Below are 24,261 nucleotides of genomic sequence, written 5' to 3' on the forward strand. Positions count from 1 at the left end.
AAGAGAGACCCGGAATTCGGATTCAGCTCACTCGCCCGGCTGCGGGCCTTCATAGCCGCCGATGATGACGAGATCGGACTTGCCGGCGGCGCTGAGATGCTTCACCGCCTCCTGATATTCCGGCGAGGCGTAGCAGGCGCGGGCCGTCTCCTCGTCCTTGAACTCGAGGACGACGTTGTGCTTGCGGCCCTCGCCGCGGGCGAGCTTGTACTCGCCGCCGCGAACGAGGAACTTCGCGCCGTATTTGGCGAAGGCGACGGCGTTCAGCGAACGGTACTTGGCGTAAGCCTCGTCATTCTCGACGTCGACGCGTGCGATCCAGTAACCCTTCGCCATGGCTCAGGCCCCCTCGACCGCGACGAGGTCGATCTCGCCGGCACCTTCGCGCAGCTTGCGGGCCTCGGCATATTCCGGCGAGAACAGATAGGCGCGCGCCGAGGCGAAATCGTTGAACTCGATGACGACATTGCGGGCGCGGCCCTCGCCTTCGCCCACCGTCATCTGGCCGCCGCGCACGATCGGCGTGCCGCCATAGATCTTCATCACCTCGGAGGACTTGGCGGCATAGGCCGCCCATTTGGTCGCGTCGGTGACCTTGGCGCGGCCGATGACATATCCCTTGGGCATGGTGCAATCCGTTCGCTGAATCGGTTTCGGGCGGAGATTACGAAGCCGCGACGATCTCGTCCATGACCGCGCCCGCCGCCGCACGCGGGTCTGCCGCGCGGACGATGGGACGCCCGACGACGAGATGGTCGGCGCCGATGCGGATCGCCTCGGCCGGTGTCAGCGTGCGCTTCTGGTCGCCGGCAGCACTGCCGGACGGGCGGATGCCCGGCGTGACGATGAGCATGTCCTTGCCGATCACGTCGCGGACGATCTCGGTTTCGGCCGCCGAGCAGACGATGCCGTCGATGCCGGCGATGCGGGCCTGTTCGGCGCGCAGCCGCACGAGATCGCGCACCGCAAGGCCGTAGCCGGCATCGCGCAAATCGCCGTCGTCATAGGAGGTCAGCGCCGTGACCGCGAGGAGCTTCAGCGCCGCGTCGCCCCGGCCCTCGACCGCGCCGCGCATGGTCTGCGGATAGGCGTGGACGGTGAGGAAGGTGACGCCGAGCTTGGTCAGCGATTCCACGCCCTCGGTCACGGTGTTGCCGATGTCGTGCAGCTTGAGATCGAGGAAGACCTTCTTGCCCTCGGCGACGAGCTGGCGCGCGAGGTCGAGCCCGCCGGCGAAGGCCAGGCGATAACCGATCTTGTAGAAGGTGACGCCGTCGCCCAGCGTCGAGACGAGGCGGTAGGCGTCCCAGACAGTCGGCACGTCGAGGGCGACGATCAGGCGGTCGCGGACATCGTTGATCTTCTGCATCTGGCGGCTCCCTGAGTTTCGAGGGAAGGCGCATGATTCGAAGCAGGAGGCAAGGGCGCAAGCCACCGCGACGCCTCGCAGAACAATCTCCTACGCATTGGTGCTTTTCCGAAAACAATATTCCCCAAAACGGGCCAATCCTCTAGGCGTCGTTCTCCGTTCTTCCGGAGGCCGCCTCACGATGTCATGGACCGCGCTGACCGGCTTCCTGCTGCTGACGGGCGTCGCGGCCTATGCCCAGACGCTGACGGGCTTCGCCTTCGGGCTCATCACCATGGGCGGGGTCGGCCTGACGGGCCTGCTGTCCCTCCCCGATGCGGCCATGCTCGTCAGCGTGCTGACCCTAGTCAATGCCTGCCAGATGCTGCTGAAAGGCTGGCGCGACGTCGCCTGGCGGACATTCGGGCTGGTCACGCTTGCGAGCCTGCCTTGCCTCGTCCTCGGCTATGAGCTGCTGATCTGGCTGGCGGATAGCCGCGCCGATGTCCTGCGGGTGGCGCTGGGCCTCACCATCATCGTCTCGAGCCTCCAGCTCGCACGCAAGCCTCAGCCGCTCCAGCGCGAATCGGGCCGTTTCGGCTTTCTGTTCTTCGGCGGCGTCGCCGGGTTGATGGGCGGTATGTTCTCGACCTCGGGGCCGCCGCTGGTCTACCACCTCTACAGGCAGCCGCTGGCGCTCGCGACGATCCGGGAAACCCTCGTCACCATCTTCGCGCTCAATGCCACGGTCCGCACCGGAATGGTCGCCGTCTCGGGCCAGGTTCCGTCAGCCTCGACGCTCACCGGCCTGATCGCCGTCCCCGTCGTGATGATGGCCACCCATCTGGCACGGCGCTACCCGCCGCCGCTGTCGCAGCGCGCCATGAGGCAGATCGTCTTCGCGCTGCTCTTTCTCTCGGGCGTCGCGCTGGGCGCCCCGGCGCTGATCCACCTGACGGCTCAGTTCGGCCGCTAGAAACTGTTATGGACCCTCGACAGGCATCGAGCGCAGGCGAAGAACGAAGGGAAAGGCGGCGCATCATGAGCAAGGCCGATACCGGTGCATCCCCATCCGAGCTGATCGACGCACGGATCGCGGAGCTGGACGATTGGCGCGGCCGGACGCTGGCCCGCATCCGCAAGCTCATCAAGGAGGCGGTTCCGGATGTCGCCGAGGAGTGGAAATGGCGTGGCGTCCCGGTCTGGTCCCGGGACGGAATCCTCTGCACCGGCGAGACCTACAAGACCGTCGTGAAGCTCACCTTCGCGAAAGGCGCTTCGCTCGACGATCCCGCCGGCCTGTTCAACTCCAGCCTCGACGGCAATGTCAGGCGCGCGATCGATATCCACGAGAGCGAGACGCTCGACGAAGGCGCCTTCAAGGCACTCATCGGCGCAGCCGCGGCCCTGAACGGCGCCACCCGAAAACGATAGGCCGGAACCGGCCGCCGGAGCGCTTCAGAACTCCGGCATCTCCGGCTGCTGCTGCGCGGCCAGCACCTGCTGGAAGACCTGCGCCCAGACATCCGGCGGCTGCGCGCCGGAGACGGCGAGCTTGCCGTCGACGATGAAGAACGGCACGCCGGTGACGCCGACCTCGCGGGCGTGGTTCTCGAGCCCGATCACGGTCTCGCGCAATTCGTCATTGGCGAGTTCGTCGCGCGCGGCCTGCTCGTCGAAGCCCTGCTCGACGGCGATCTGGACCAGCGTCTCGAGATCGCCGATGTCGCGCCCCTCCTGCCAATAGGCCTTGAACAAGGCCGCCGTCATGTCGCCGCCGCGCTGGACGGTGGAGGCGGCCGCCACCAGCATATGGGCCATGCGCGTGTTGACGCTCTTCGTCACCTTCGCCCAGTTGAAGGTGACGCCGCTCTCCAACGCCGCCTCCGACAGCCGAAGCTCGATCTCCCTGCGCTTGCCGGGACCGAACTTGGTGTCGAGATACTGCGTGCGGTCCATGCCCGCCTCGGGCATCTCCGGGTTGAGCTCATAGGGCAGCCAGGTGATGGTGAAGCGCTCGTTCAGGCCGAACTGGGCAAGCGCCGTTTCCAGCCGCGTCTTGCCGATGAAGCACCAGGGGCAGGCGATGTCGGAGACGATCGCGAGCGGCAGCTTGTCCTGCATGTCGATATCCTTCGTGTCAGACGGGCGGATAGAGATGCCGCCCACCCTGTCGGTCTTCGGCGATGGCCTCCACGCCGGGCGTCTCGGAACCGGACAGGAAGGCGGGACCGACCGGAATCTTGCCGGCGCCGCCGGGGATGTCGAGGATATAGGTCGGCTGGCACAGCCCTGAAAGATGGCCGCGCAGGCTTTTGACCAGGGCCTGCCCCTCTTCCAGCGTCAGGCGGAAATGCGAGGTGCCGGGCGCGAGATCGGGATGGTGCAGGTAATAGGGCTTGATCCGATTCTCGACGAAGGCGCGCATCAGCGCACCCAGCGTCTCGACATCGGCATTGACGCCCTTGAGCAGCACGGACTGGCTGAGCAGCACATGGCCGGCATCGGCCAGCGTCGCGATGGCCGCGCGGGCGTCGTCCGTGAACTCGCGCGGATGGTTGGCGTGGATGGCGATATAGCTCGCCTTGCCGGGGATGCGCAGCGCCTTCGCGTAATCCGGCGTGATCCGGGCGGGATCGACGACGGGCACGCGGGTGTGCCAGCGCGCGACCTTGATATGCGGGATCGCGGCGAGGCGCTTGGCGACCTCGCGGATGCGGCGGGCGGAGAGGATGAAGGGGTCGCCGCCAGTCATGATCACCTCCCAGATCTCGGGACGGGAGGCGAGATAGGCGAGCGCAGCGTCAAGCTTGGCACCCGTCAGCGCATCGCCGCCGGGGCCGACCATCTCGCGCCGGAAGCAGAAGCGGCAATAGACCGGACAGGCATGGACGAGCTTGAGCAAGGCGCGGTCGGGATAGCGATGCACCACGCCTTCGACCGGCGAGTGGGCGTCGTCGCCGATCGGATCGGCCAGTTCCTGCGGCAGCGTCGTGAGTTCGGCGGCATCGGGAATGAACTGGCGCGCAATCGGATCGGCCGGGTCAGTGGGATCGATCAGCCCGGCGACGGCTGGCGTCACCGAAACGGCATAGCGCTCCGCCACCTTCTGCAGGGCTTCACGGCGCGCGGGCGCGGCAAGCCCGGCCTCGACGAGCGCGTCAATGCTGCGCAGCGGCTGGCCGCCAGGGGGCAGGTGAACGGTCATGCGCCTCCCCTGCCCGGTTCCGCGACCGGCGTCCAGAGCACGTCCTCGATCCGGCGTGCGCCGACGCAAAGCATGACGAGCCGGTCGAAGCCGAGCGCGATGCCGGATGCGGCCGGCATCAGCGAAAGCGCCTCCAGGAAATCGTCGTCGACAGGATAGCGCTCGCCATAGATGCGCTCCTTCTCGTCCATGTCGGCCTCGAAGCGGCGGCGCTGCTCGGCCGGGTCGGTGAGCTCGCCGAAGGCATTGGCGAGCTCGACGCCGCAGGCATAGAGCTCGAAACGCTCGGCCACGCGCGGATCGCCGGGCTTGGGCCGGGCGAGCGCGGCTTCGCTGATCGGATATTCGCAAAGGATCGTGGCGCGGCCGCGGCCGAGATGCGGCTCGATGCGCTCGGAGAGCACGCGGCTGAAAATGTCGGACCAGCTATCGTCATCGGCCAGGCGAATGCCGGCGGCAACGGCCTGTTCGGCAAGCGCAGCGCGGTCGGTCACGCCAGCGGGCGAGACGGTCGCGAGCAGGTCGATGCCGGCATGGCGTGCGAAGGCGTCGTGCAGCGTCAATCGCTCGGGCTCGGCGAAAGGATCGGCCTCCGCATCGCGCCAGCGCAGCTGGGTGGTGCCGGCGACACGGGCGGCCTCGGCCATCAGCGCCGCGCAGTCCCGCATCAAGACGTCGTAATCCTCGCCGGCGCGATACCATTCCAGCATGGTGAATTCGGGATGGTGCAGCACCGTGCGCTCGCGGTTGCGGAAGACGCGGGCGAAATCGAAGATGCGCGCCTCGCCAGCCGCGAGCAGCTTCTTGGCCGCGAATTCCGGCGAGGTGTGCAGGTAGTAGGGATGCGGCTCAGCAGCGTTGTCGATCAGCGTCGTACCGAAGCCGTGGAGATGCGTCTCGTTGCCGGGCGAAAGCTGCAGGATCGCCGCCTCGACCTCGACGAAATCATCAGCCTCGAACCAGCGCCGCAGCGCCGTCTTGATCCGCCCGCGCGCCAGAAGCGCCGGCCGGCGGTCGGCATGGATGTCGGGCCGCCAGAATGGCGTGGGGGACGAACTCATCGAATCTCGCGTCGGAACCGTCGGAAAGCTTTCGTTTCGCGCGCGAATGCGGTAGTTGCGCGGCAATTGAATTCGCATAGAGCATTGCGCGAAAAAGTGGGAACCGGTTTTTCGCAAGCGCAAGGCTCTGAACTTTAGGATTCGCGCGGGCGCGCCGCGCACCAGAAGGACATTCACGTGGTCAAGGTCATCGCCTCTTCCGTCCGCAAGGGCAACGTCCTCGAGCTCGACGGGCATCTCTGCACCGTCATCTCGGCCGAGAGCTTCTTCCCCGGCAAGGGCACCCCGACGACGCAGATCGACATGCGCCGCATCGCCGACGGCGTGAAGATGACGCAGCGCTACAAGACGACCGAGCAGGTCGAGCGCGCCTATGTCGAGGACCGCGACTTCACCTATCTCTACCAGGATGGCGAGCAGTACGTCTTCATGAACCCGGAGACCTACGACCAGATCCATGTCGACAAGGACGTGGTCGGCGATGCCGCTCCCTATCTCCAGGAGAACATGAAGGTCTCGCTCTCGGTGTTCGAGGACAAGGCCGTCGCGATCGAATTGCCGCAGCGCGTCACGCTCGAAGTCGTCGAGACCGAGCCGGTGACCAAGGGCCAGACCGCCTCCTCCTCCTACAAGCCGGCGATCCTGTCGAACGGCGTGCGCAGCGCCGTGCCGCCGCATGTCGGCGTCGGCACCCGCGTCGTCGTGATGACGGCCGACGGCTCCTATGTCGAGCGCGCGAAGGATTGACCTGCTGGCGCAGAGCGCCGGGGAAAATTCTGCTCTATAGCTTTACGCAGCGGGCCCTTTCCGGGCCCGTTGTCGTTTCCCGAGGATATCCATGCCGCTCACAGTCCAGGCCGCCGCCCTTTCCGGTTTCGTGCAGACGCTCAAGGCGCTCGACGCCATTCTCGACAAGGCCGTGGAACAGGCGGAGAGCCGCAAGATCCAGCCGGAGGTGCTGCTGAGCGCCCGGCTCGCGCCGGACATGCTGGCCTTCACCCGCCAGATCCAGCTCTGCTGCGATTTCGCCAAGAACGCCGTCGCGCGCCTTTCGGGCGGCGAAAACCCGCGCTTCCCCGACGAGGAGAAGAGCTTCCCGGAGCTGAAGGAGCGCATCGCCAAGACGCTGGCCTTCATCAATGCGGCCGACGGCGCGGCGCTCGATGCAGGCCTCACCCGCGAGGTCACCTTCCCGCGCGGCCCCTCCGCGACGGCGACGATGACCGGCGTGGCCTATCTCTCCTGCTTCGCCATCCCGAACTTCTATTTCCACGCCACGACCGCCTACGACATCCTGCGGCAGAACGGCTTCCAGATCGGCAAGCAGGACTTCCTGAAGGGTGTGTTCGACGCCTGATCGCATCTTTTGCGAGTGGCCTTGAAATAGCCTTGTTAGCCTCCCATATAGGGGTCACGACGGTGTTGAAGGCGGCTCTGCTGCTTTCCATTGTCGGTGAAGACGGCCATGGGCCGAACGTTTGACGCCGGATGTACGCGCACCCGTTCAGGACATGGCCGTTGGTTCATTCCGAGGCCCGTAGCGGATATCCGCTGCGGGTCTTTTCGTTTCTAAGGCCCGGTTTCCCGTGGGAAACGCTTCGTCATGGTCTGGCTTGTCCAGACCAACCACGTCTTCCTTCGTCAAAGGCCATGTCCAGGACGTCGACGCTTGCCACAAGGACGAGCATCCACGTCGCGGTCTTTCACCCCTGCAGGAACGGATTGTTCCGGCGCTCCTCGCCCAGCGTGCTGGCGGGACCATGGCCGGGCAGGAACTGCACGTCGTCGCCGAGCGGCAGGAGCTTCGTCTTGATGCCGGCAATCAGCGCCGTGTGATCGCCATAAGGGAAATCGGTGCGGCCAACCGAGCCGGCAAAGACCGTGTCGCCCGCCAGCAGGAAGCGCAGGTCTTTCTGGAAGAAGGTGACATGGCCGGGCGAATGGCCCGGCACATGCGCGACCTCGAAGGTCAGATCGCCCAGCGAAACCGTGTCGCCATCCTTCAGCCAGCGGGTCGGCACGACCGCCTTCATGTCCAGAATGTCGAAGCGCAGCCCCTGCTCGGGCAGGCCGTCGAGCAGGAACTTGTCACCCTCATGCGGACCGACGATCGGGACCGACAACGCCTCGGCCAGCTCCGTCGCGCCGCCGGCATGGTCGAGATGGCCATGGGTGAGCCAGATCGCGACCGGCGTCACGCCGAGCTCCTTCACCGCCTCCTTGAGACGCGGCACGTCGCCACCCGGATCGACGATGGCGGCCTGCTTCGTCTTCGTGTCCCAGACGATCGAGCAATTCTGCTGGAACGGCGTCACTTGCAGGACGGCGATCTGGAGCGGCGGCTGGTCGGTCATGGGAAGCCTTTCGATCATTCGGGAAGGTTCCTACCACGTCATGACGTCATTGCGAGCGCAGCGAAGCAATCCAGGAAGACTGGGTTGAACCGTCCTTCCCGATTCCCCTGGATTGCTTCGTCGCTGCGCTTCTCGCAATGACGCGCAGGCCTCACCGCCCGCCGCAGCGATTGGCGATGAGGGCGCGGTAGTTGACCAGCTCGGAATCCATCTCCGCGATATTGCGCTCGCGCTCGGCGCCACCCTGGCAGGTGGCGAAGATGGCCCGCGACTTCTGCAGATAGACGACATGCTCGCGATAGGCCCGGCACTGGGTCGCCGGGTCCGCACTGGCCACGGCGGCGAGCCGGGTCTGCTGCTGACGGAAGCCGGCCTCGTTCTGGAACAGGTCGCGCGAGCAGGTCGCGGGGCGCGGCTGCTGGGCCAAGGCGGGACCGGCCAGCAGCACCGCCAAGGCGAGCGAAAGCGAAAGCCTCATCCGAGGTTCAGCTCCTTGAAGAAGTCGTTGCCCTTGTCGTCGATGACGATGAAGGCCGGGAAATCCTCGACCTCGATCCGCCAGACGGCTTCCATGCCGAGCTCGGGATATTCGAGCACCTCGACCTTGCGGATGCAATCCTGCGCCAGCCGCGCCGCCGGGCCGCCGATCGAGCCGAGATAGAAGCCGCCATGGGCCTTGCAGGCCTCGCGCACCGCCGCCGAGCGGTTGCCCTTGGCGAGCATCACCATCGAACCACCGAAGGACTGGAACTGGTCGACGAAGGAATCCATGCGGCCGGCCGTGGTCGGGCCGAAGGAGCCGGAGGCGAAGCCTTCCGGCGTCTTGGCCGGGCCGGCATAGTAGACCGGGTGGTTCTTGAAATAGTCGGGCATGCCCTCGCCGCGCTCCAGCCGCTCGCGGATCTTGGCATGGGCGAGGTCGCGGGCGACGACGATGGTGCCGGTCAGCGACAGGCGAGTCTTCACCGGGTGCTTCGACAGCGTGGCGAGGATCTCGCTCATCGGCTGGTTGAGATCGATCCTGACGACATCGCCGCCGAGGGCGGCTTCGTCGATATCCGGCAGGTACTTCGACGGGTCGGTCTCCAGCGCCTCCAGGAAGATGCCGTCCCTGGTGATCTTGCCCTTGGCCTGGCGGTCGGCCGAGCAGGAGACGCCGAGCCCGATCGGCAGCGAGGCACCGTGGCGCGGCAGGCGGATGACGCGGACGTCATGGCAGAAATACTTGCCGCCGAACTGTGCGCCGACGCCGAGCGCCTGCGTCATCTTGTGGACCTCTTCCTCCATCTCGAGGTCTCGGAAGGCATGGCCCGAGGGCGAACCCTTCGTTGGCAGCGCGTCGAGATATTTGGTCGAGGCGAGCTTCACCGTCTTGAGGTTCTGCTCGGCCGAGGTGCCGCCGATGACGATGGCGAGATGGTAGGGCGGGCAGGCCGCGGTGCCGAGCGTCAGGATCTTCTCCTTCAGGAACGCCATCATGCGGTCCTTGGTCAGGAGCGAAGGCGTCGCCTGGTAGAGGAAGGTCTTGTTGGCCGAGCCGCCGCCCTTGCAGACGAAGAGGAATTTGTAGGCATCCTCACCCTCGGCGTAGATGTCGATCTGCGCCGGCAGGTTGGTCGCGGTGTTCTTCTCCTCGAACATCGAGAGCGGCGCGAGCTGCGAATAGCGCAGGTTGCGCTTGAAATAGGCGTCCGCGACGCCCTCGCCCAGCGCGGCCTCGTCGTCGCCATCGGTCCAGACCTTGCGGCCCTTCTTGCCCATGATGATGGCCGTGCCGGTGTCCTGGCACATCGGCAGCACGCCGCCGGCGGCGATATTGGCATTCTTCAGCAGGTCATAGGCGACGAACTTGTCGTTCGAGGTCGCCTCGGGATCGTCGAGGATCTTGCCGAGCTGGGCGAGATGGCCGGGGCGCAGCAGATGGTTGATGTCGATAAAGGCCTGCTCGGAGAGCTGGCGGATCGCCTCGCGCGAGACGCTGAGCACCTCACGGTCACCGATCGTCTCGACACTGACGCCCTCGCTGCCGAGCTTGCGGTAAGGCGTCTCGTCTTCGCCGAGCGGAAAGAGATCGACATGCGTATAGGCCATGGCCAGCGGCTCCGAAGCAGGATGCGCCGCGCGCGTGACTCAGGGCTGGCGCGACGCCGGTCTGGCCGGCGTCATAGCGGCTCGGGCGTTCGCGTCCAAGCAGTCTTTAATCAGTGTAAACCGAGCGGCTTCCCTCAGCCCTCATCCTGAGGAGCGCCGCAGGCGCGTCTCGAAGGATGCTCCCGAAGGCTCAGGAGACATCTGGACCATCCTTCGAGACGCGCTTCTGCGAAGCGCTCCTCAGGATGAGGGCTGCGGATGGAAGGTTGCCCTCAAGCCGCCTGAGCGGCCGACTCGGCCAGCACCGCGTAGATCGCCGCGGGGTCGCGGATCTTGCGGACCTGCTCCAGAACCGACTGGTTGCGCAGCACCCGGGCGACGCGCGCCAGCGCCTTGAGATGGTCGGCGCCGGCCCCTTCGGGCGCGATCAGGACGAAGATGATATCGACCGGCTGACCGTCGAGGGCCTCGAAGTCGATCGGCTTGTCCGCTCGCGCAAACAGGCCGACCAGGCGGTCGATTCCCGCCATGCGACCATGGGGAATCGCGATGCCGTCACCGATGCCGGTGGAGCCGAGGCGCTCACGTTGGAGCAGGGCCTCGAAGAGTTCCCGCTCGGGCAGGCCGGTCAGCGTCGCGGCGTGCTGGGCAAGCTCCTGCAGCGCCTGCTTCTTGCCGTTGGCCCGCAGCGGCGAAATCACCGCGGCGGGGCTCAGAAGATCGGTCAGCGTCATTCGCCCGTCCATGCATGTCCCGTGCCGCTCTTGAACGCGTCGGCCTGGGTCGGGGTTCGACGACCGGTGCGATTATTCCGCCGGCCTCAGGACAACGATGCCGGCGGGTCGATCCAGCCGATGTTACCGTCGCGGCGGCGATATACGATGTTCATGCGACCATTGCCAGCATGGCGGAAGACGATGACCGGCGCGCCGGTGAGGTCGAGTTCCGCCACCGCATCGCCCACGGTCAGGCTGAGCAGGGATTTGGTCGATTCCGCAACGATAACCGGGTTGTCGGCACCCGCATCGCCGCTGATCTCCTCGACATCGTCGTCCGGCGCCGCGATCACATAGCTGGGGATTTCGATCCCGGCATCGCGGCCATTGGCGGCGGTGCGGTCCTTCAGCCGGCGCTTGTAGCGTCGCAGCCGCTTCTCGATGCGCTCGGCCATCTTGTCGAGGCTGGCATAGGCATCATGGGCGGTGGCGGAGGCTTCCAGCGTGATCCCGGAGGAGAGGTGAATGACCGTGTCGGTGCGAAAGGCCGTACCGTCCTTGTCGACGGTGACATGCCCTTGATAGCCGCCCTCGTAATATTTGCTGACGGCCGCAGCGACCCGCACCTCGGCCTGGCCGCGCAGGGCCTCGCCGACATCGAGATTCTTGCCGGAGATTCGCAGGCTCATGGAGTGCTTCCCCTTGTTAGCCATGGCCAGTGTTCGACCATCCAGAGGAGCTAAGGACTGCGAGTCCGGGATGTCAATGAGCGAAGCCCCGCATGGCGCACATGCCGCAAGGCTTTGGAACAAAATCGCTCAACGGCCTCCCAGCGCCATCGCGACCTTTTCCCGGCGGCGCTCCATCGAGGAAGGGATTCTGAGCGATTCGCGGTATTTCGCGACGGTGCGCCGGGCGATGTCGATGCCGCCGTCCTTGAGCCTGGCGACGATGGCGTCGTCCGAGAGCACCGCGGAGGGGCTTTCCTCGTCGATCATCTGCTTGATGCGGAAGCGGACCGCCTCGGCCGAATGCGCCTCGCCATAGCCCGTCGCGGCGATCGCGGCGGAGAAGAAATACTTCATCTCGAAGACGCCGCGCGAACAGGTCAGGTATTTGTTCGAGGTGACGCGCGAGACAGTCGATTCGTGCATGCCGATGGCGTCGGCGACCGTCTTGAGGTTGAGCGGGCGCAGATGCTCGACGCCATGGGCGAAGAAGCCATCCTGCTGGCGGACGATCTCGCTGGCGACCTTCAGGATCGTGCGAGCCCGCTGCTCGAGCGAGCGGGTCAGCCAATTGGCGGTCTGCAGGCATTCCGCGATGAAGGCGCGATCCTGGTCGCTGCGCGCCGATTTGGAGACGCGCGCATGATAGGTCTGGTTGACCAGGAGGCGCGGCAGGGTCTCCGGGTTGAGATCGACAAGCCAGGAGCCATCCGGCGCGGCGCGGATGAAGACATCCGGCACGACCGTCTCCGCCGCCGAGCCACCGAAGCCGCGGCCGGGCTTGGGATCGAGCCGGCGGATCTCCGCGACCATGTCGGCGACATCCTCGTCATCGACGCCGCAGATCCGCTTCAGCGCCGCGAAATCGCGCTTGGCCACGAGGTGGAGATTGGCGACCAGCATCTGCATGGCGGGGTCGAAGCGGTCGCGGTCGCGCAGCTGGATCGCCAGGCACTCCGCGACGTCGCGCGCCGCCACGCCGGACGGGTCGAAGCTCTGGACGATGCGCAGCACGGCTTCCACCCGCTCGACGCCGACCCCGAGGCGTTCCGCGATCTCCGCGACCGGCTCGGTCAGATAGCCGCTATCGTCGACCGCATCGATGAGATGGCGGCCGATGATCCGCTCGGCCGGAGCATCGACGGCGAGGTCGAGCTGGGTGCTCAGATGGTCGTGCAGGGACAATTCGGCCGTCAGGCTGCTTTCGAAGCCGTCGGGACCATCCTCGAAGGAACCGCCGGAGGAGCCGTAGCTGCCGCCGACGATCGGCAGGCTGTCGGCGCCGCTGGCTTCGCTGCGCGCCAGGCTCGGCTGCTCGCCCTGGAAGACGTTGTCGAGACTGGTGCCGAGGCGCCCTTCCATGCCCTCCAGCGTGTTCAGGCTCTCCGCCCGCGCGAAGCTCTCGGCATCCGCAGCGAGCACCCCCTCGGCGCCATTCGCCTCCGCCGGCACATCCGCCCCGTCGTCGCGCTCCAGCAGCGGATTGCGCTCCAGCTCGCCCTCGACGAAATTCTGGAGTTCGAGATGCGAAAGCTGGAGAAGCTTGATCGCCTGCAGAAGCTGCGGCGTCATCACCAGGGATTGCCCCTGGCGCAATTCCATGCGCGGCATCATCGCCATGCGCGAAAGGCCCTTCTGCGACGGCGCACCAGCGGCACGCTTCTTGCTTTCGAGAAAGACCCTAGCGCCCGATCACGCCGACGTCAAAGGCCTTGCCGACGAAACGGGCAAGCCGGTTAATGCGGCGCAGCATTATTCCGCAATCGCGAACAGGACGGCACCGCTCAGAGGCGGAAATCCTCGCCGAGATAGACACGGCGGACATCGGGATTGGCAATGATCTCGGCCGGCGAGCCTTCGGTGAGCACCCGGCCGGTGTGGATGATATAGGCGCGGTCGACCAGCCCGAGCGTCTCGCGGACATTGTGATCGGTGATCAGCACGCCGATGCCGCGATCGGTCAATTGCCGCACCAGCGCCTGGATGTCGCCGACCGCGATCGGGTCGATACCCGCGAAGGGCTCGTCGAGCAGGATGAAGGAGGGCTTGCCGGCCAGCGCGCGGGCGATCTCGCAGCGGCGACGCTCGCCGCCCGAAAGCGCGATCGAGGGCGCCTTGCGCAGGCGCGCGATGCTGAACTCGTCGAGGAGCTGGTCGAGCTGGCGCTCACGCGCCTTGCGGTCGGGCTCGACCACCTCCAGCACCGCCCGGATGTTGTTCTCCACGGAGAGCCCCCGGAAGATCGAGGCTTCCTGCGGCAGGTAGCCGATGCCGAGACGGGCGCGCTGATACATCGGCAGGGCGGTGATGTCGTTGCCCTCGAGCGAGATGACGCCGAGATCGGCCCCGACCAGCCCGGTGATCATGTAGAAGATCGTGGTCTTGCCGGCGCCGTTGGGGCCGAGCAGACCGACCGCCTCGCCCTGGCGCAGATAGAGGCTGGCATCGCTGACGACGGTGCGCCCGCCATAGGTCTTGCGCAGGCCGCTGACAGCGAGGATGCCCGGGCCGCCGATCGCGGCCGCGATCAGGCCGGGACGGTCCTGCCGCTCCTGCGAACGGCCGCCGAACAGGCCGCGCAGCCGCGCCATCGCGCCACCGCTGCGCGGACGGGTGGATTTACGCGCCGGTGCGGCGGCGGGACGGGCGTCGGAAACGGTCACGAGGCAGCCGGATCAGTTGGTGGGAGGCTTGGCGGCCGCACCGGCGGCGGGCTTGGCGCCCGGCTTGGCCGCGTCGGTCTTGTTGGCGTCGGCCGAGTTCGGCACGAAGAAGCCCTGCACGCGCCCGCCCTTGTTGGTTTCGACATTGGCGACGCCAGTGACGGTATTGTAGGTCAGCTTCTCGCCGCGGGTGATGTTCGGCCCGTCGTTCAGCGCGACATTGCCGGTCATGATCACCAGATTGTTGGCGCGGTCGAACTCGGCATTGTCGGAGGTGGCAGCCTGAGTCTTCGAGACGACGGTGACCGGCCCCTTGCAGAGGATGCGCTTGATCGAGCTGTCATTGGCCGGATCCTTGCCGCCGGCCGCGGCCGGCGTCTGTGCCGGCGCCGGGGTGCTCCCCTTGGCGGCTGCAGCGCCCTGCCCGCCGCGCCCTTCATAGAGCACGGTCATCACGGTGCAGCGCACGGTGGTCTCGCCCTGCACGGCAACGACATTGCCGGTGAAGACCGCCTTGTTCTCCTTGTCGAGCACGTCGAGCTTGTCGGCGTCGATCTTGATCGGCTCCTTGCTGTCGCCGCCGAGGCCGCCGAGCGGGGACGAGGCATTGCCTCCCCTCTGCTTGGGCTGGGCCTGGGCAAAACCATCCTGCTGGGTCGCCAGAAGCGCGAGACCGGTCACTGCCAGCAGCGTGGCGACCCGGCCGGCACGCATGAAACGGAACGTCTGCGCCGGCGCTCTCATATCACTGCCTCTTTTCGTTGCCTTACGGAGCCGCAGAGTCTGCGGGAGCCGTCCGATTCGCCTTCAACAATTCCGGCATCGGCGTGCTGCCCGCTCGCTCCGGCCCGGCGATCGTCCCGGCGGGGGCATTCTTGATCAGCACGCGGACCCGTCCTTCGAAGGCGATCAGCTCTCCGTTGTTCTTCACGTCGAGCGTGTTCGCGTCAACCGTCGTCTGATCCATATGGACGGTCACCGGCTCTCTCGAGGCGACCGTTCCGGCCTTGAAGTCGACATCGGCGGTTCTCATGCTCATGTCATGGCCGCTTTCGGTGCGGATCTTGACGTCGTCGATGAGCTTGAGCTTCTCCTTCTGCGTGTCGAACAGCCCGGTCTTCGCATTCACCGTGACCCAGCCCTCGCGCTCCATCTGGATGCGGGCGATAACCGCCTGCAGCTCGACCTGCGTCGGATTCTTGATCTCCTGGAAGGCGTTCTCCGCGGTGACCTGATAGGGCCGGTTGTCCTTGCGATAGCCGGAGAGCTTCGGCGTCTCCATCCGGACCTTGCCGCCGGTGATGCCGACCGCGCCGATCGAGACATTCGCGAGCTTGCCCCCCAGCGGGTTGAGGAAGGGCACGATCACCAGCCCGAGCACGGAGACGACGGCCACGACCGGGATGGCGCGGCGCAGCAGGCGGACGAGGCGCGTGTGCCGCTGCGCGGCGCTGAAGGCCCGCTGCCGGCGCAGCATATGTGCCGACAGCCCGCCCGTCGGGTTATTGAAGGTCATTGCCACAGTCATGCCCCGCGCAATGGCAGTCGCTCACGGCTTTTTCGTGTCGCCGGACGAACTGCATCGCGCCCCCGCGCTGCCCGCCCTGTCGGAAGGAGCGGGACAAGACCCCCGCTCGCGCGCAGACTGACGCAGAAAGCCTTAGAAATTGTCAAGTGTGAGCGAAGATGTCCGTCTCCGCCCAGCCGGCGAGATCAAGCTCGGCACGGTAGGGCAGGAAGTCGAAACACGCTTTCGCGAGGTCAGCGCGCCCTTCCCGCGCCAGCATCGTGTCGAGCTTCTGATGCAGCGCGTGGAGATGCAGCACATCGGAGGCCGCGTAAGCGAGCTGGGCTTCGCTCAACGTATCCGCCCCCCAGTCGGAGGATTGCTGCTGCTTCGACAATTCGACCCCGAGCAACTCGCGCACGAGATCCTTCAGCCCGTGACGGTCGGTATAGGTGCGGGTCAGCTTCGAGGCGATCTTGGTGCAGTAGACCGGGGTGGTGACCACGCCGAAGGCGTGACGCAGCACGGCAACGTCGAAACGGGCGAAGTGGAAGAGCTTCAGCACCGCCGGATCCTCCAGCAGGCGGACCAGATTCTTCGGCCGCCCCGGATTCTTCGGGATCTGCACGACATCGGCGGTGCCGTCGCCACGCGAAAGCTGCACGACGCAGAGCCGGTCGCGATGCGGGTTGAGGCCGAGCGTCTCGGTGTCGATCGCGATGCTCGTACCGGCGTCGTAGCCGTCCGGCAGGTCGCCGCGATGGAAACGGATGGTCATGCTCGCAACCTCACTCGTCCGGCAGCGGCGGCCGGCACGTCAACGCACGCTCGATTCGGCAGGACGGCCTGGGAACGACGCTCCCGGATCCTGCGCCATATCTTTCCGCAGCTAGCCGCCCGCCTCGCCCCGTTCAAGCCTTTTCTGAGGCCGAACAAGGATTTGGGCCGGTGTTAACCTTTTATTCACCATAAGCTTCATTCCGCGGCGCAAGCATGCGACAAGAGGGCAACGGAGCCCGACACATGCCCCTGATCCGCCTCTTCACCGATCTCGACGGCCGCATCGGCCTGCGGGCCTTCTGGTTCGGCACCGCGGCGGTGGCGCTCTCGCTGTTCGTGATCCAGCGGCTCGCGCCGCAACTGGCCGCTCCCGCCACGGCGGCGGCCATCATCGCCTTCGCCAAGTCCTTCGCCCTGTTTCCCTGGTGTGCGCTGGCCGCCAAGCGCGCCAAGGATCGCGGCGGCTCTTCCCTGTTCGGCATCCTGCTGATCTGCGCGATCGTCATGCCGGAGCTGATGCTTCCTCATGTTCCGCTCGGCTGGCGGCCATCGCTGGAAGCGATCGGCACCATCGCCTGGGTCGTCGCCTTCATCGATCTCGGCCTGATGCCTTCCGCGCATCAGGACGAAACCGGGCTTGCGACTGTCGTGCTGGGTGCTAAAGCGGCGGAATGACCGCCGACTCCACAGCCGCCCTTCCCTCGCTCGATTTCGATCCCACCGATCCGGTCGCGCTGACGCAGGCGCTGGTGCGCTGCCCCTCCGTGACGCCGGCTGAGGGCGGCGCGCTCTCGCTGCTCGCCGCGGTCCTGTCGGCGGAAGGCTATGGCGTGCATCGCCCGGTCTTCAGCGAGCCGGGCATGCCGGATATCGAGAATTTCTACGCGCGGATCGGCAGCGAGGCCCCGGTCTTCGTCATCGCCGGGCATACCGATGTCGTGCCGGTCGGCGACGAGGCCGCCTGGAGCCGCGCGCCCTTCGGAGCGGAGATCCAGGACGGCGTCCTCTACGGGCGCGGCGCCTGCGACATGAAGGGCGGGCTCGCCGCCATGGTCGCGGCCGCGATCCGCTATCGGCGCGAGAATCCGGACGCGCCGGGCTCGATCGCCTTCCTCGTCACCGGCGACGAGGAGGGACCGGCGGTCAACGGCACGGTCAAGCTGCTCGAATGGGCGCATGGACGCGGCGAGCGCTTCGACCACTGCCTCCTCGGCGAGCCGACCAATCCGGCCGCGATGAGCGACATGATCAAGATCGGCCGGCGCGGCTCGCTGACCGGCGAGCTAACGGTGAGCGGCATCCAGGGCCATGTCGGCTATCCGCATCTCGCCGATAATCCGATCCGCGGCATGGTCCGCCTGCTGGCGGCGCTCGATGCGACGCCGCTCGACCAGGGCACCCAGCATTTCGACCCGAGCAATCTCGAGGTGACGACGCTCGATGTCGGCAATCCCGCGACGAACATCATCCCGGCACAGGCGAAGGCCGTCTTCAACATCCGCTTCAACGATACCTGGACGCCGGAGACGCTCGCCAACGAGATCGAGCACCGTTTGCGCGAGGCGGCCGGCAATACGGTGCGCTTCGCGGTGACGTTCCGGCCGACGAATTCGGTCGCCTTCCTGACCGAGCCCGGCCCCTTCGTCGCGATGGTCGCAGATGCGGTCGAGGCCGAGACCGGCAAGCGCCCGGCGCTCTCGACGACCGGCGGCACCTCGGACGCCCGTTTCATCAAGAGCTATTGCCCGGTGGTCGAGTATGGCGTCGTCGGCAAGACGATGCACCAGATCGACGAATGCGTCGCCGTTTCGGACCTGGTCGCTCTCGAGCGGATCACGCATCGGCTGCTCGCCACTTATTTTGCAACGCAACATAAGGCTTGACCTGCCGGCAAAGCGCCTCATTATTGGCTTAGACGAAAGTCTAAGACCACATGATGAGGTTCGCGATGAGGCTCGATGCCGATGACGTCGCGCGTTCACTGCGCGGCTCCTGGCGCCTGATGACGAAGGGCGCGGATGCGCTCCCCGAACTCGATCTCAGCCGTGACGGCTTCTGGCGCTCCTTCCTCGCCTTCGCGCTGATGCTGCCCGCGACAGTGGCGATGCTCGCGGCCATGCGGCTGGCGGCCGGGCTCAGCAATGCCGGCGGCCTGTTTGGCGCGCCCGGGCTCGCGCTTGCCGTCGTCGGGGCGCTGTCGCTGGCCATCCTGGTCGTGCCGGCCTTCCTGATCCTGATCCGGCCGGAGCTGGCGCAGGCACCGCGCTTTACCAGCTTCGTGATCGCCTGGAACTGGGCCGGCATCGTCTCCGCCAGCCTGATGGCCGTGCCGGCCGCGGTCTACGCTGTCGGCTGGGCGCCCGCCACGCTCGCGCTGGTGCAATCGGCCTTCTTCGCCGCGATCGTGCTCAGGCTGCGCTATTGCGTGGCGCGCGCCGCCTTCGGCGCCGGCAACGGCATCGCGCTGCCGCTGGTCATCGCCAGCGTGGTGCTGGATTACGGGGTGGTCCGGGCCTTCGGCCTGATCTAAGGCCGCGACGTGGTTCTCGGCCCCGACCCGAGAGCCTCATGCCGCGTGAGCGATCCGAGCCTCGACATCACGAGATGTGCGGGTCAAGCCGGAGCCTGACGGCCGCGCTGCCGGCGAAGACCTCAGTAGTCCACACCGGCCAGATAGAGCCCGCTGGACGGCGCCAGCGCCGCGCATTGCGAACGATCGCGCGCCGCCAGTACCGCACCCATCTTCCCCTCCGGCCAGCGCCCGGCGCCGACCATCTTCAGGCTGCCGACGATTGAGCGGATCTGATGATGCAGGAAGGAGCGGGCATGGGCGTAGACCACGATCTCGCTGCCCTCGCGCCGGACGTCGAGCCGGTCCAGCGTCCGGATCGGGCTGTTGGCCTGGCATTCGGCGGCGCGGAAGGTGGTGAAGTCGTGCTTGCCGAGCAGGGCCTTGGCGGCGCGGTCCATCGCCTCGTGGTCGAGCTTCACCGGGACGTGCCAGACCCGGCCACGGTCGAGCGCCGGCGGCGCCCGCCGATCGAGGATGCGATAGATGTAGTAGCGGCGCTTCGCCGAGATGCGGGCATCGAAATCATCCGGCACGATCTCGGCGCTGAGCACGCTGACCGGCACCCGCGCCTTCAGCCGGGCGTTGGTGGCGTCGCGCACGACATCGGTGCGCCAGTCCTTGTCGAGATCGACATGGGCGACCTGATGGGTGGCGTGGACGCCGGCATCGGTGCGCCCGGCGCAATGCAGGCGCACGGCATGGCCGCAAAAAGCCTCCACCGCCTCCTCGACGCTCTGCTGCACGGACGGGTCGCTCGCCTGGCGCTGCCAGCCCGAGAACGGCGTGCCGTCATATTCGATGACGAGCTTGTAGCGCGGCATCAGAGCCGGTTACCCAACCGGAGGTCCGCGTCAGCGAACAGTGCGAAGCGGTTTTCGGACAATGGCCTGCTCATTTAAAGCTTGTCGCCGGCCCCGAGCCGGGCGCCGCGCAGGAATTCCGCCCCGCTCATCGGCGCCTTGCCGGCGCGCTGGACCTGAAGGAGCTTCACCGCCCCTTCCGCGCAGGCGACCGTGCCCTCGTCGTCGAGCAGCGTGCCGGGCTCGGCCGCGCCGCCGGCGAGCGCCGAGCGGAGCACCTTGAGACGCTCCGGCCCCTTGCCGAGATCGATCTCGGCAAAGGCGCCCGGAAAGGGCGACAGGCCGCGCACGAGGTCGTGCACCTGCCGGGCCGGCCGGCTCCAGCTCAGCCTCGCCTCGGCATTGGCGATCTTGGCGGCGTAGGTCACGCCCTCCTCCGGCTGCGGCGTGAACTGCAGCCCGCCGCGCCCGAGCGCCGCGAGCGCCCGCACCATCAAGTCGGCGCCGAGGCGGCTGAGCCCATCGTGCAATTCGCCGGCCGTCATGTCGGGGCCGATGGCGAGCGTCTCGACCATGCCGACCGGGCCGGTGTCGAGCCCGGCCTCCATCTTCATCACGCAGACGCCGCTCTCGGCATCGCCGGCCATGATGGCGCGCTGGATCGGCGCGGCGCCGCGCCAGCGCGGCAGCAGCGAGGCATGGAGGTTGAGGCAACCCAGTTCCGGCAGATCGAGGATCGCCTGGGGCAGGATCATGCCATAGGCGACGACGACCGCGACATCGGCTTCATGCGAGGCGATCAGCTCGGCCTGCTCGGCCGTTTTCAGGGTCGCGGGCGTGAAGACCGGAATGCCGAAGCGCTCCGCTGCCCTGTGCACCGGCGAGGGCCGCAGCTCCAGCCCACGACCGGCCTGGGCCGGAGCACGGGTGTAGCAGGAGACGACCTCATGCCCCTGCCCGACGATCTCGGTCAGGACCGGCACGGCGAAATCGGGCGTGCCCATGAAGATGACGCGCAAGCTCATACGCTCGACCTTACCTTAAAATCTTCCCCGTCATTCCGGGCATAGCCCCCGGGTCCGATCTTCGATCGGCCCAAGGATAAACTCCGCGGAGAGCCGGAATCCATGCCGGCGCGCCGGAGTCCTTCGATGGATTCCGGATCGGCGCCGCTTCGCGGCTCGTCCGGAATGACGCAGCAGTGATTATGCCGCTGAGCGCTTGGCGGCTTTGGCGAATTTCTTGGTCACACGCTCGCGCTTCAGCCGCGAGAGATGATCGATGAAGAGCACACCGTTGAGATGATCGATCTCGTGCTGCAGGCAGGTGGCGAGAAGGCCATCCGCCGCGATCTCGTGAGTCTTGCCGTCGAGATCCATGTAGCGAACCTTGACCTCGGCCGGGCGCTCGACCTCCTCGTAATATTCGGGGATCGAAAGGCAGCCCTCTTCATACACATTGGTCTCTTCCGAGAACCAGGTGACCTCCGGGTTGATGAAGACCTGCGGCTTCCTCGGTTCCGGCTCCTCGCCCTCCTTCGCCTCCGGCTTCGACAGATCCATCGTCACGACGCGCAACGGCACGCCGATCTGGATCGCGGCGAGACCGATGCCCGGCGCGTCGTACATGGTCTCGAACATGTCCGCGACCAGCGCCTTGATTTCCGGCGTGACGGCCTCGACCGGCTTCGAGGCAAGGCGAAGCTGGGCGTCGGGCAGGATGACGAGCGGACGAATGGACATGTGGTTCCGAGAGAAAAGGGCTGTTGAGCCCGGGACATAAGCATTTGTGGGCGGGCGGTCAAACCGTTCCGCTTTCGTTCGCCATCTCCAGCCGAATCGGCTAGGCTTCCCGCATGAACGCGATCGCCTTCACCTTGCTGGAACGCCCCGTGACCTGGGCGGAGGCCGCACTCGGCTTCGGCGGGTTGAGTCTCGCATTGCTGCTGATGACGGCTTTGGCGGCCTGGCGCGGCGGCAGAAGCCGCGCGATCGAGGCTGCGATGGCCGCCGAACGCGCCCGCGAGATGGACGACAAGGTCGCGGAGATGAACCGGCAGCAGGCCGAGCTCGCCGGCCGGATGCAGTCGATGGCCGAGATCCTCTCGACCCGACAGGGCGACCTCGCAAGGTTGATGGCCGAGCGGATGGACGGCCTCGGCCAAAAGGTCGGCCAGGGACTCGAGCAGAGCGTCCGCCAGACCACCGAAAGCCTCGGCAAGCTGCAGGAGCGGCTGGCGGTGATCGACAGCGCGCAGAAGAACCTGACCGACCTCACCTCGGAAGTGGTGACGCTGAAGGACGTGCTCTCCAACAAGCAGGCGCGCGGCGCCTATGGCCAGGGCCGGATGGAAGCGATCATCCGCGACGGTCTGCCCGCCGCCTTCTTCGCCTTCCAGCCGCAGCTCTCGAACGGACGCCGGCCCGACTGCCTCGTCACGCTGCCGGGTGACGGGCGCGGCCTCGTGATCGATGCCAAGTTCCCGCTGGAGAGCTTCACGATGCTGCGCGAGGCGCGTGGCGAGGATGCGAAGAAGATCGCGGGCCAGCGCGTCCGCAGCGATGTCGGCGTGCATGTGAAGGACATCGCCGAGCGCTATTTCCTGCCCGGCGAGACGCAGGACATCGCGCTGCTCTTCGTGCCGTCGGAATCGATCTATGCCGATCTGCACGAATATTTCGACGATGTCGTGCAGCGGGCGCACCGGGCCCGCGTGATGATCGTCTCGCCCTCGCTGCTGGCGCTGGCGATCCAGCTCATGCAGTCGCTGGTGCGCGATGCGCGGATGCGCGAGGAGGCGCAGGTCATCCAGACCGAGGTCGGCAAGCTGCTCGACGATGTCAGGCGCCTCGGCGAGCGCGTCGACAAGCTCGACACGCATTTCCGGCAGGCGCAGGAGGATGTCGGCCAGATCAAGACCTCGGCCGGCAAGGTCACCAGCCGCGCCGAGAGGATCGGCGCGCTCGATTTCGACGACGAGAAGAGCGAGCCGAAGCTGCCCTTCGCCAAGGGGCTCGAACTGAAGCGGGCCGCGGAGTAGCGCGCTCCTTGCCTGGCAGGGCGGATCCGGCCGACGACGCTAAAGGACCCCAAAGTCAACGCGCCGCCTGCCCCGGATGTCCGCCGAAGGCGAGACAGAGGCCCGCCTACACAACCTGAACGCTCATTCCCAACGTGAATACGCGTATTTGCAAGTAAACGTCGTCACTTTTCCGAAGGGGACATTAGAACAGCCTTAAACTTTATCTGAAAGATCTGGGGCACCGAGAACTCTCAATACAGTCGAGCGCCATGACGCGACCGGGGTATCGCCGATCCATGCCTGGACCATAGGCATCTTTGCGGACCTTCCATCATCGGCACTCCATTGAATGAGCGACGTCTTCCCAGAAGGTCCGTCATGACAATGAGCATCAAGACAAAGCTGGCGGCCGCGCTGGTCGCCCTGGCCCTGTGCGTCCTCGCCATCGGCGCCTGCGGCTATCTGGCCTTGCGATCCGTGACGGAGCGTGTCGACAACGTCGTCCAGAACAATGTCATGCCGATGGAACAGTTGCGTTCCGTCAGCGACATGTATGCCGTCAACGTCGTCGACACGATCTGGAAGGCGCAGAGCAACCAGGTCACCTGGACCAATGCGCTCAAGAGCGTCCAGGACGCGGTCGGGACCATCGACAAGAGCTGGAAGGCCTATCTGCCCAGCATCACCGAGTCCGATGAGAGGCAGCTTGCGGATCAGGCCGCGGCGCTGATGAAGACCGGCGATGTCGCCATCGCCAAGGTCATCGCCATCCTGAAGGATCGTGACGACAGCGCTCTTCGCCTGTTCTCTTCGGACGAACTCTACAAGGCGATGGACCCGATCACGAAAAAGCTCGGCGAGTTGGCCGCGTTGCAGCTCAAGCAGGCGCGCGAGCAGGGAGCACAGGCCCAGTCGACGGCCCATGCCGCGGCCTATCTGCTGCTCGCCGTTGCCGGCGGCGCCCTGCTCCTGGGAGCATTTGCGCTCGCCTTCGTGATCAGCGGCGTCGTGCGGCCGCTCGGCGGCATGACCGCCGCGATGAAACGCCTGGCGGATGGCGAGCAGGACGTCACCGTGCCGAGCGTCGGTAGGCGCGACGAGATCGGCGAGATGGCCGGCGCCCTGCAGATCTTCCAGGAGAACGCGGCAAGGGTCCGTGCCCTGGAAGAGCAGGAACGCGCCGCGGCGGCGGCGCGGCTGGCGCGGGCGCAGTCGATGGAGGCTGTGGTGTCGGATGTCGGCGAGGTGGTCGCGGCCGCCGCAGCCGGCGATTTCTCGGCCCGCCTCCAGATCGACGATGCCGACGAGCAGATGCAGCGGCTGGTCGCCGGCATCAACGAGATCAACAGCGTGGTCGACGGAGCGACGACGGAGTTCGCCGGGGTTCTGCAGGCGGTGGCCGGCGGCGACC

General features: G+C 66.5%; 28 protein-coding genes. 9 read left to right on the forward strand and 19 right to left on the reverse strand.

Annotated features, from left to right (window positions below; all coding sequences use genetic code 11):
- Window positions 1-27: 27 nt before the first annotated feature.
- The 3 genes from IED13_RS14190 to pyrF are packed head-to-tail and all read right to left on the reverse strand — an operon-like array spanning window position 28 to window position 1,369.
- Window positions 28-336 carry a DUF1330 domain-containing protein gene (locus IED13_RS14190; protein ID WP_191124546.1) on the reverse strand — a complete coding sequence of 103 codons (309 nt, stop codon included), beginning with the start codon at window positions 334-336 and terminating at the stop codon, window positions 28-30.
- 3 nt (window positions 337-339) lie between these two features.
- Window positions 340-627 carry a DUF1330 domain-containing protein gene (locus IED13_RS14195; RefSeq protein ID WP_038360503.1) on the reverse strand — a complete coding sequence of 96 codons (288 nt, stop codon included), beginning with the start codon at window positions 625-627 and terminating at the stop codon, window positions 340-342.
- A gap of 37 nt (window positions 628-664) precedes the next feature.
- Window positions 665-1,369 carry an orotidine-5'-phosphate decarboxylase gene (pyrF, locus tag IED13_RS14200; RefSeq protein ID WP_038360500.1) on the reverse strand — a complete coding sequence of 235 codons (705 nt, stop codon included), beginning with the start codon at window positions 1,367-1,369 and terminating at the stop codon, window positions 665-667.
- 181 nt (window positions 1,370-1,550) lie between these two features.
- On the opposite strand from pyrF, the gene IED13_RS14205 reads away from it, so the two are divergent.
- Both IED13_RS14205 and IED13_RS14210 read left to right on the forward strand, forming a co-directional pair.
- On the forward strand, window positions 1,551-2,324 hold the full coding sequence (locus tag IED13_RS14205) for a sulfite exporter TauE/SafE family protein (RefSeq protein WP_191124547.1): 774 nt from the start codon (window positions 1,551-1,553) through the stop codon (window positions 2,322-2,324).
- A gap of 65 nt (window positions 2,325-2,389) precedes the next feature.
- Entirely contained in the window at window positions 2,390-2,782 is a 393-nt protein-coding gene (locus IED13_RS14210; protein WP_133562536.1) for a DUF1801 domain-containing protein, read from the forward strand.
- Between the two features lie 24 nt (window positions 2,783-2,806).
- Here the strand turns inward: IED13_RS14210 and IED13_RS14215 are convergent, their stop codons facing one another.
- The 3 genes from IED13_RS14215 to epmA are packed head-to-tail and all read right to left on the reverse strand — an operon-like array spanning window position 2,807 to window position 5,617.
- A complete protein-coding gene (locus tag IED13_RS14215; RefSeq protein ID WP_038360495.1) occupies window positions 2,807-3,472 on the reverse strand; it encodes a DsbA family oxidoreductase in 666 nt (221 codons plus the stop codon).
- Window positions 3,473-3,488: 16 nt separating this feature from the next.
- The gene (locus IED13_RS14220) at window positions 3,489-4,556 is read right to left on the reverse strand and encodes a lysine-2,3-aminomutase-like protein (RefSeq protein ID WP_191124549.1); all 1,068 of its coding nucleotides are present in this window, start codon (window positions 4,554-4,556) and stop codon (window positions 3,489-3,491) included.
- Window positions 4,553-5,617, reverse strand: coding sequence for an EF-P lysine aminoacylase EpmA (gene epmA, locus IED13_RS14225; RefSeq protein WP_191124550.1), 1,065 nt, complete (start codon window positions 5,615-5,617; stop codon window positions 4,553-4,555). The genes IED13_RS14220 and epmA overlap by 4 nt, the downstream gene beginning before the upstream one ends.
- A gap of 177 nt (window positions 5,618-5,794) precedes the next feature.
- On the opposite strand from epmA, the gene efp reads away from it, so the two are divergent.
- Together efp and IED13_RS14235 are read left to right on the forward strand one after the other, a co-directional pair.
- Entirely contained in the window at window positions 5,795-6,364 is a 570-nt protein-coding gene (gene efp / locus IED13_RS14230; RefSeq protein ID WP_038360488.1) for an elongation factor P, read from the forward strand.
- A 91-nt stretch (window positions 6,365-6,455) separates the two neighbouring features.
- Window positions 6,456-6,974 (forward strand): DUF1993 domain-containing protein, encoded by a 519-nt coding sequence (locus IED13_RS14235; protein WP_038360485.1) that lies wholly within the window; start codon window positions 6,456-6,458, stop codon window positions 6,972-6,974.
- A gap of 346 nt (window positions 6,975-7,320) precedes the next feature.
- Here IED13_RS14235 and IED13_RS14240 read toward each other — a convergent pair whose 3' ends face one another.
- From IED13_RS14240 to IED13_RS14285, 10 genes are all read right to left on the reverse strand, one after another.
- Window positions 7,321-7,971: an MBL fold metallo-hydrolase gene (locus tag IED13_RS14240; RefSeq protein WP_038362154.1), complete on the reverse strand. Its 651-nt coding sequence runs from the start codon at window positions 7,969-7,971 to the stop codon at window positions 7,321-7,323.
- Window positions 7,972-8,122: 151 nt separating this feature from the next.
- On the reverse strand, window positions 8,123-8,449 hold the full coding sequence (locus IED13_RS14245; RefSeq protein WP_112763778.1) for a hypothetical protein: 327 nt from the start codon (window positions 8,447-8,449) through the stop codon (window positions 8,123-8,125).
- On the reverse strand, window positions 8,446-10,062 hold the full coding sequence (locus IED13_RS14250; RefSeq protein WP_191124551.1) for a fumarate hydratase: 1,617 nt from the start codon (window positions 10,060-10,062) through the stop codon (window positions 8,446-8,448). The genes IED13_RS14245 and IED13_RS14250 overlap by 4 nt, the downstream gene beginning before the upstream one ends.
- A 272-nt stretch (window positions 10,063-10,334) precedes the next feature.
- Window positions 10,335-10,796, reverse strand: a complete 462-nt coding sequence (gene ptsN, locus IED13_RS14255; RefSeq protein WP_038360476.1) for a PTS IIA-like nitrogen regulatory protein PtsN — start codon at window positions 10,794-10,796, stop codon at window positions 10,335-10,337.
- Between the two features lie 86 nt (window positions 10,797-10,882).
- Entirely contained in the window at window positions 10,883-11,467 is a 585-nt protein-coding gene (hpf, locus tag IED13_RS14260; RefSeq protein WP_038360473.1) for a ribosome hibernation-promoting factor, HPF/YfiA family, read from the reverse strand.
- A gap of 129 nt (window positions 11,468-11,596) precedes the next feature.
- Window positions 11,597-13,126 (reverse strand): RNA polymerase factor sigma-54, encoded by a 1,530-nt coding sequence (gene rpoN / locus IED13_RS14265; protein WP_191124552.1) that lies wholly within the window; start codon window positions 13,124-13,126, stop codon window positions 11,597-11,599.
- 164 nt (window positions 13,127-13,290) lie between these two features.
- A complete protein-coding gene (gene lptB, locus IED13_RS14270; protein ID WP_051987640.1) occupies window positions 13,291-14,097 on the reverse strand; it encodes an LPS export ABC transporter ATP-binding protein in 807 nt (268 codons plus the stop codon).
- 84 nt (window positions 14,098-14,181) lie between these two features.
- Complete coding sequence (locus tag IED13_RS14275; RefSeq protein WP_191124553.1) at window positions 14,182-14,913, reverse strand: LptA/OstA family protein; 732 nt, start codon at window positions 14,911-14,913, stop codon at window positions 14,182-14,184.
- Between the two features lie 22 nt (window positions 14,914-14,935).
- Window positions 14,936-15,685: an LPS export ABC transporter periplasmic protein LptC gene (gene lptC / locus IED13_RS14280; RefSeq protein WP_051987638.1), complete on the reverse strand. Its 750-nt coding sequence runs from the start codon at window positions 15,683-15,685 to the stop codon at window positions 14,936-14,938.
- Window positions 15,686-15,839: 154 nt separating this feature from the next.
- Entirely contained in the window at window positions 15,840-16,454 is a 615-nt protein-coding gene (locus IED13_RS14285) for a ribonuclease D (protein ID WP_191124554.1), read from the reverse strand.
- A gap of 245 nt (window positions 16,455-16,699) precedes the next feature.
- Here IED13_RS14285 and IED13_RS14290 point away from each other — a divergent pair, with 245 nt between their 5' ends.
- The 3 genes from IED13_RS14290 to IED13_RS14300 all read left to right on the forward strand — a co-directional run bounded on the left by IED13_RS14290 (window position 16,700) and on the right by IED13_RS14300 (window position 18,986).
- Window positions 16,700-17,131 carry a DUF805 domain-containing protein gene (locus tag IED13_RS14290; RefSeq protein WP_191124555.1) on the forward strand — a complete coding sequence of 144 codons (432 nt, stop codon included), beginning with the start codon at window positions 16,700-16,702 and terminating at the stop codon, window positions 17,129-17,131.
- On the forward strand, window positions 17,128-18,339 hold the full coding sequence (dapE, locus tag IED13_RS14295; RefSeq protein ID WP_051987637.1) for a succinyl-diaminopimelate desuccinylase: 1,212 nt from the start codon (window positions 17,128-17,130) through the stop codon (window positions 18,337-18,339). The genes IED13_RS14290 and dapE overlap by 4 nt, the downstream gene beginning before the upstream one ends.
- Before the next feature lie 65 nt (window positions 18,340-18,404).
- Complete coding sequence (locus tag IED13_RS14300) at window positions 18,405-18,986, forward strand: hypothetical protein (RefSeq protein ID WP_162737918.1); 582 nt, start codon at window positions 18,405-18,407, stop codon at window positions 18,984-18,986.
- Window positions 18,987-19,108: 122 nt separating this feature from the next.
- Here IED13_RS14300 and truA read toward each other — a convergent pair whose 3' ends face one another.
- From truA to def, 3 genes are all read right to left on the reverse strand, one after another.
- The gene (truA, locus tag IED13_RS14305) at window positions 19,109-19,849 is read right to left on the reverse strand and encodes a tRNA pseudouridine(38-40) synthase TruA (RefSeq protein ID WP_038360461.1); all 741 of its coding nucleotides are present in this window, start codon (window positions 19,847-19,849) and stop codon (window positions 19,109-19,111) included.
- A gap of 74 nt (window positions 19,850-19,923) precedes the next feature.
- On the reverse strand, window positions 19,924-20,853 hold the full coding sequence (gene fmt / locus IED13_RS14310) for a methionyl-tRNA formyltransferase (RefSeq protein WP_038360458.1): 930 nt from the start codon (window positions 20,851-20,853) through the stop codon (window positions 19,924-19,926).
- A gap of 180 nt (window positions 20,854-21,033) precedes the next feature.
- Complete coding sequence (gene def, locus IED13_RS14315) at window positions 21,034-21,570, reverse strand: peptide deformylase (RefSeq protein WP_038360456.1); 537 nt, start codon at window positions 21,568-21,570, stop codon at window positions 21,034-21,036.
- A 113-nt stretch (window positions 21,571-21,683) separates the two neighbouring features.
- On the opposite strand from def, the gene IED13_RS14320 reads away from it, so the two are divergent.
- On the forward strand, window positions 21,684-22,868 hold the full coding sequence (locus IED13_RS14320; RefSeq protein WP_038360455.1) for a DNA recombination protein RmuC: 1,185 nt from the start codon (window positions 21,684-21,686) through the stop codon (window positions 22,866-22,868).
- A gap of 366 nt (window positions 22,869-23,234) precedes the next feature.
- The coding region (locus IED13_RS14325) for an MCP four helix bundle domain-containing protein (protein ID WP_191124556.1) at window positions 23,235-24,261 on the forward strand (1,027 nt) is incomplete at its 3' end.

It is taken from the genome of Allobosea spartocytisi, assembly GCF_014764685.1.
In the GTDB taxonomy this organism is placed as follows: domain Bacteria; phylum Pseudomonadota; class Alphaproteobacteria; order Rhizobiales; family Beijerinckiaceae; genus Allobosea; species Allobosea spartocytisi.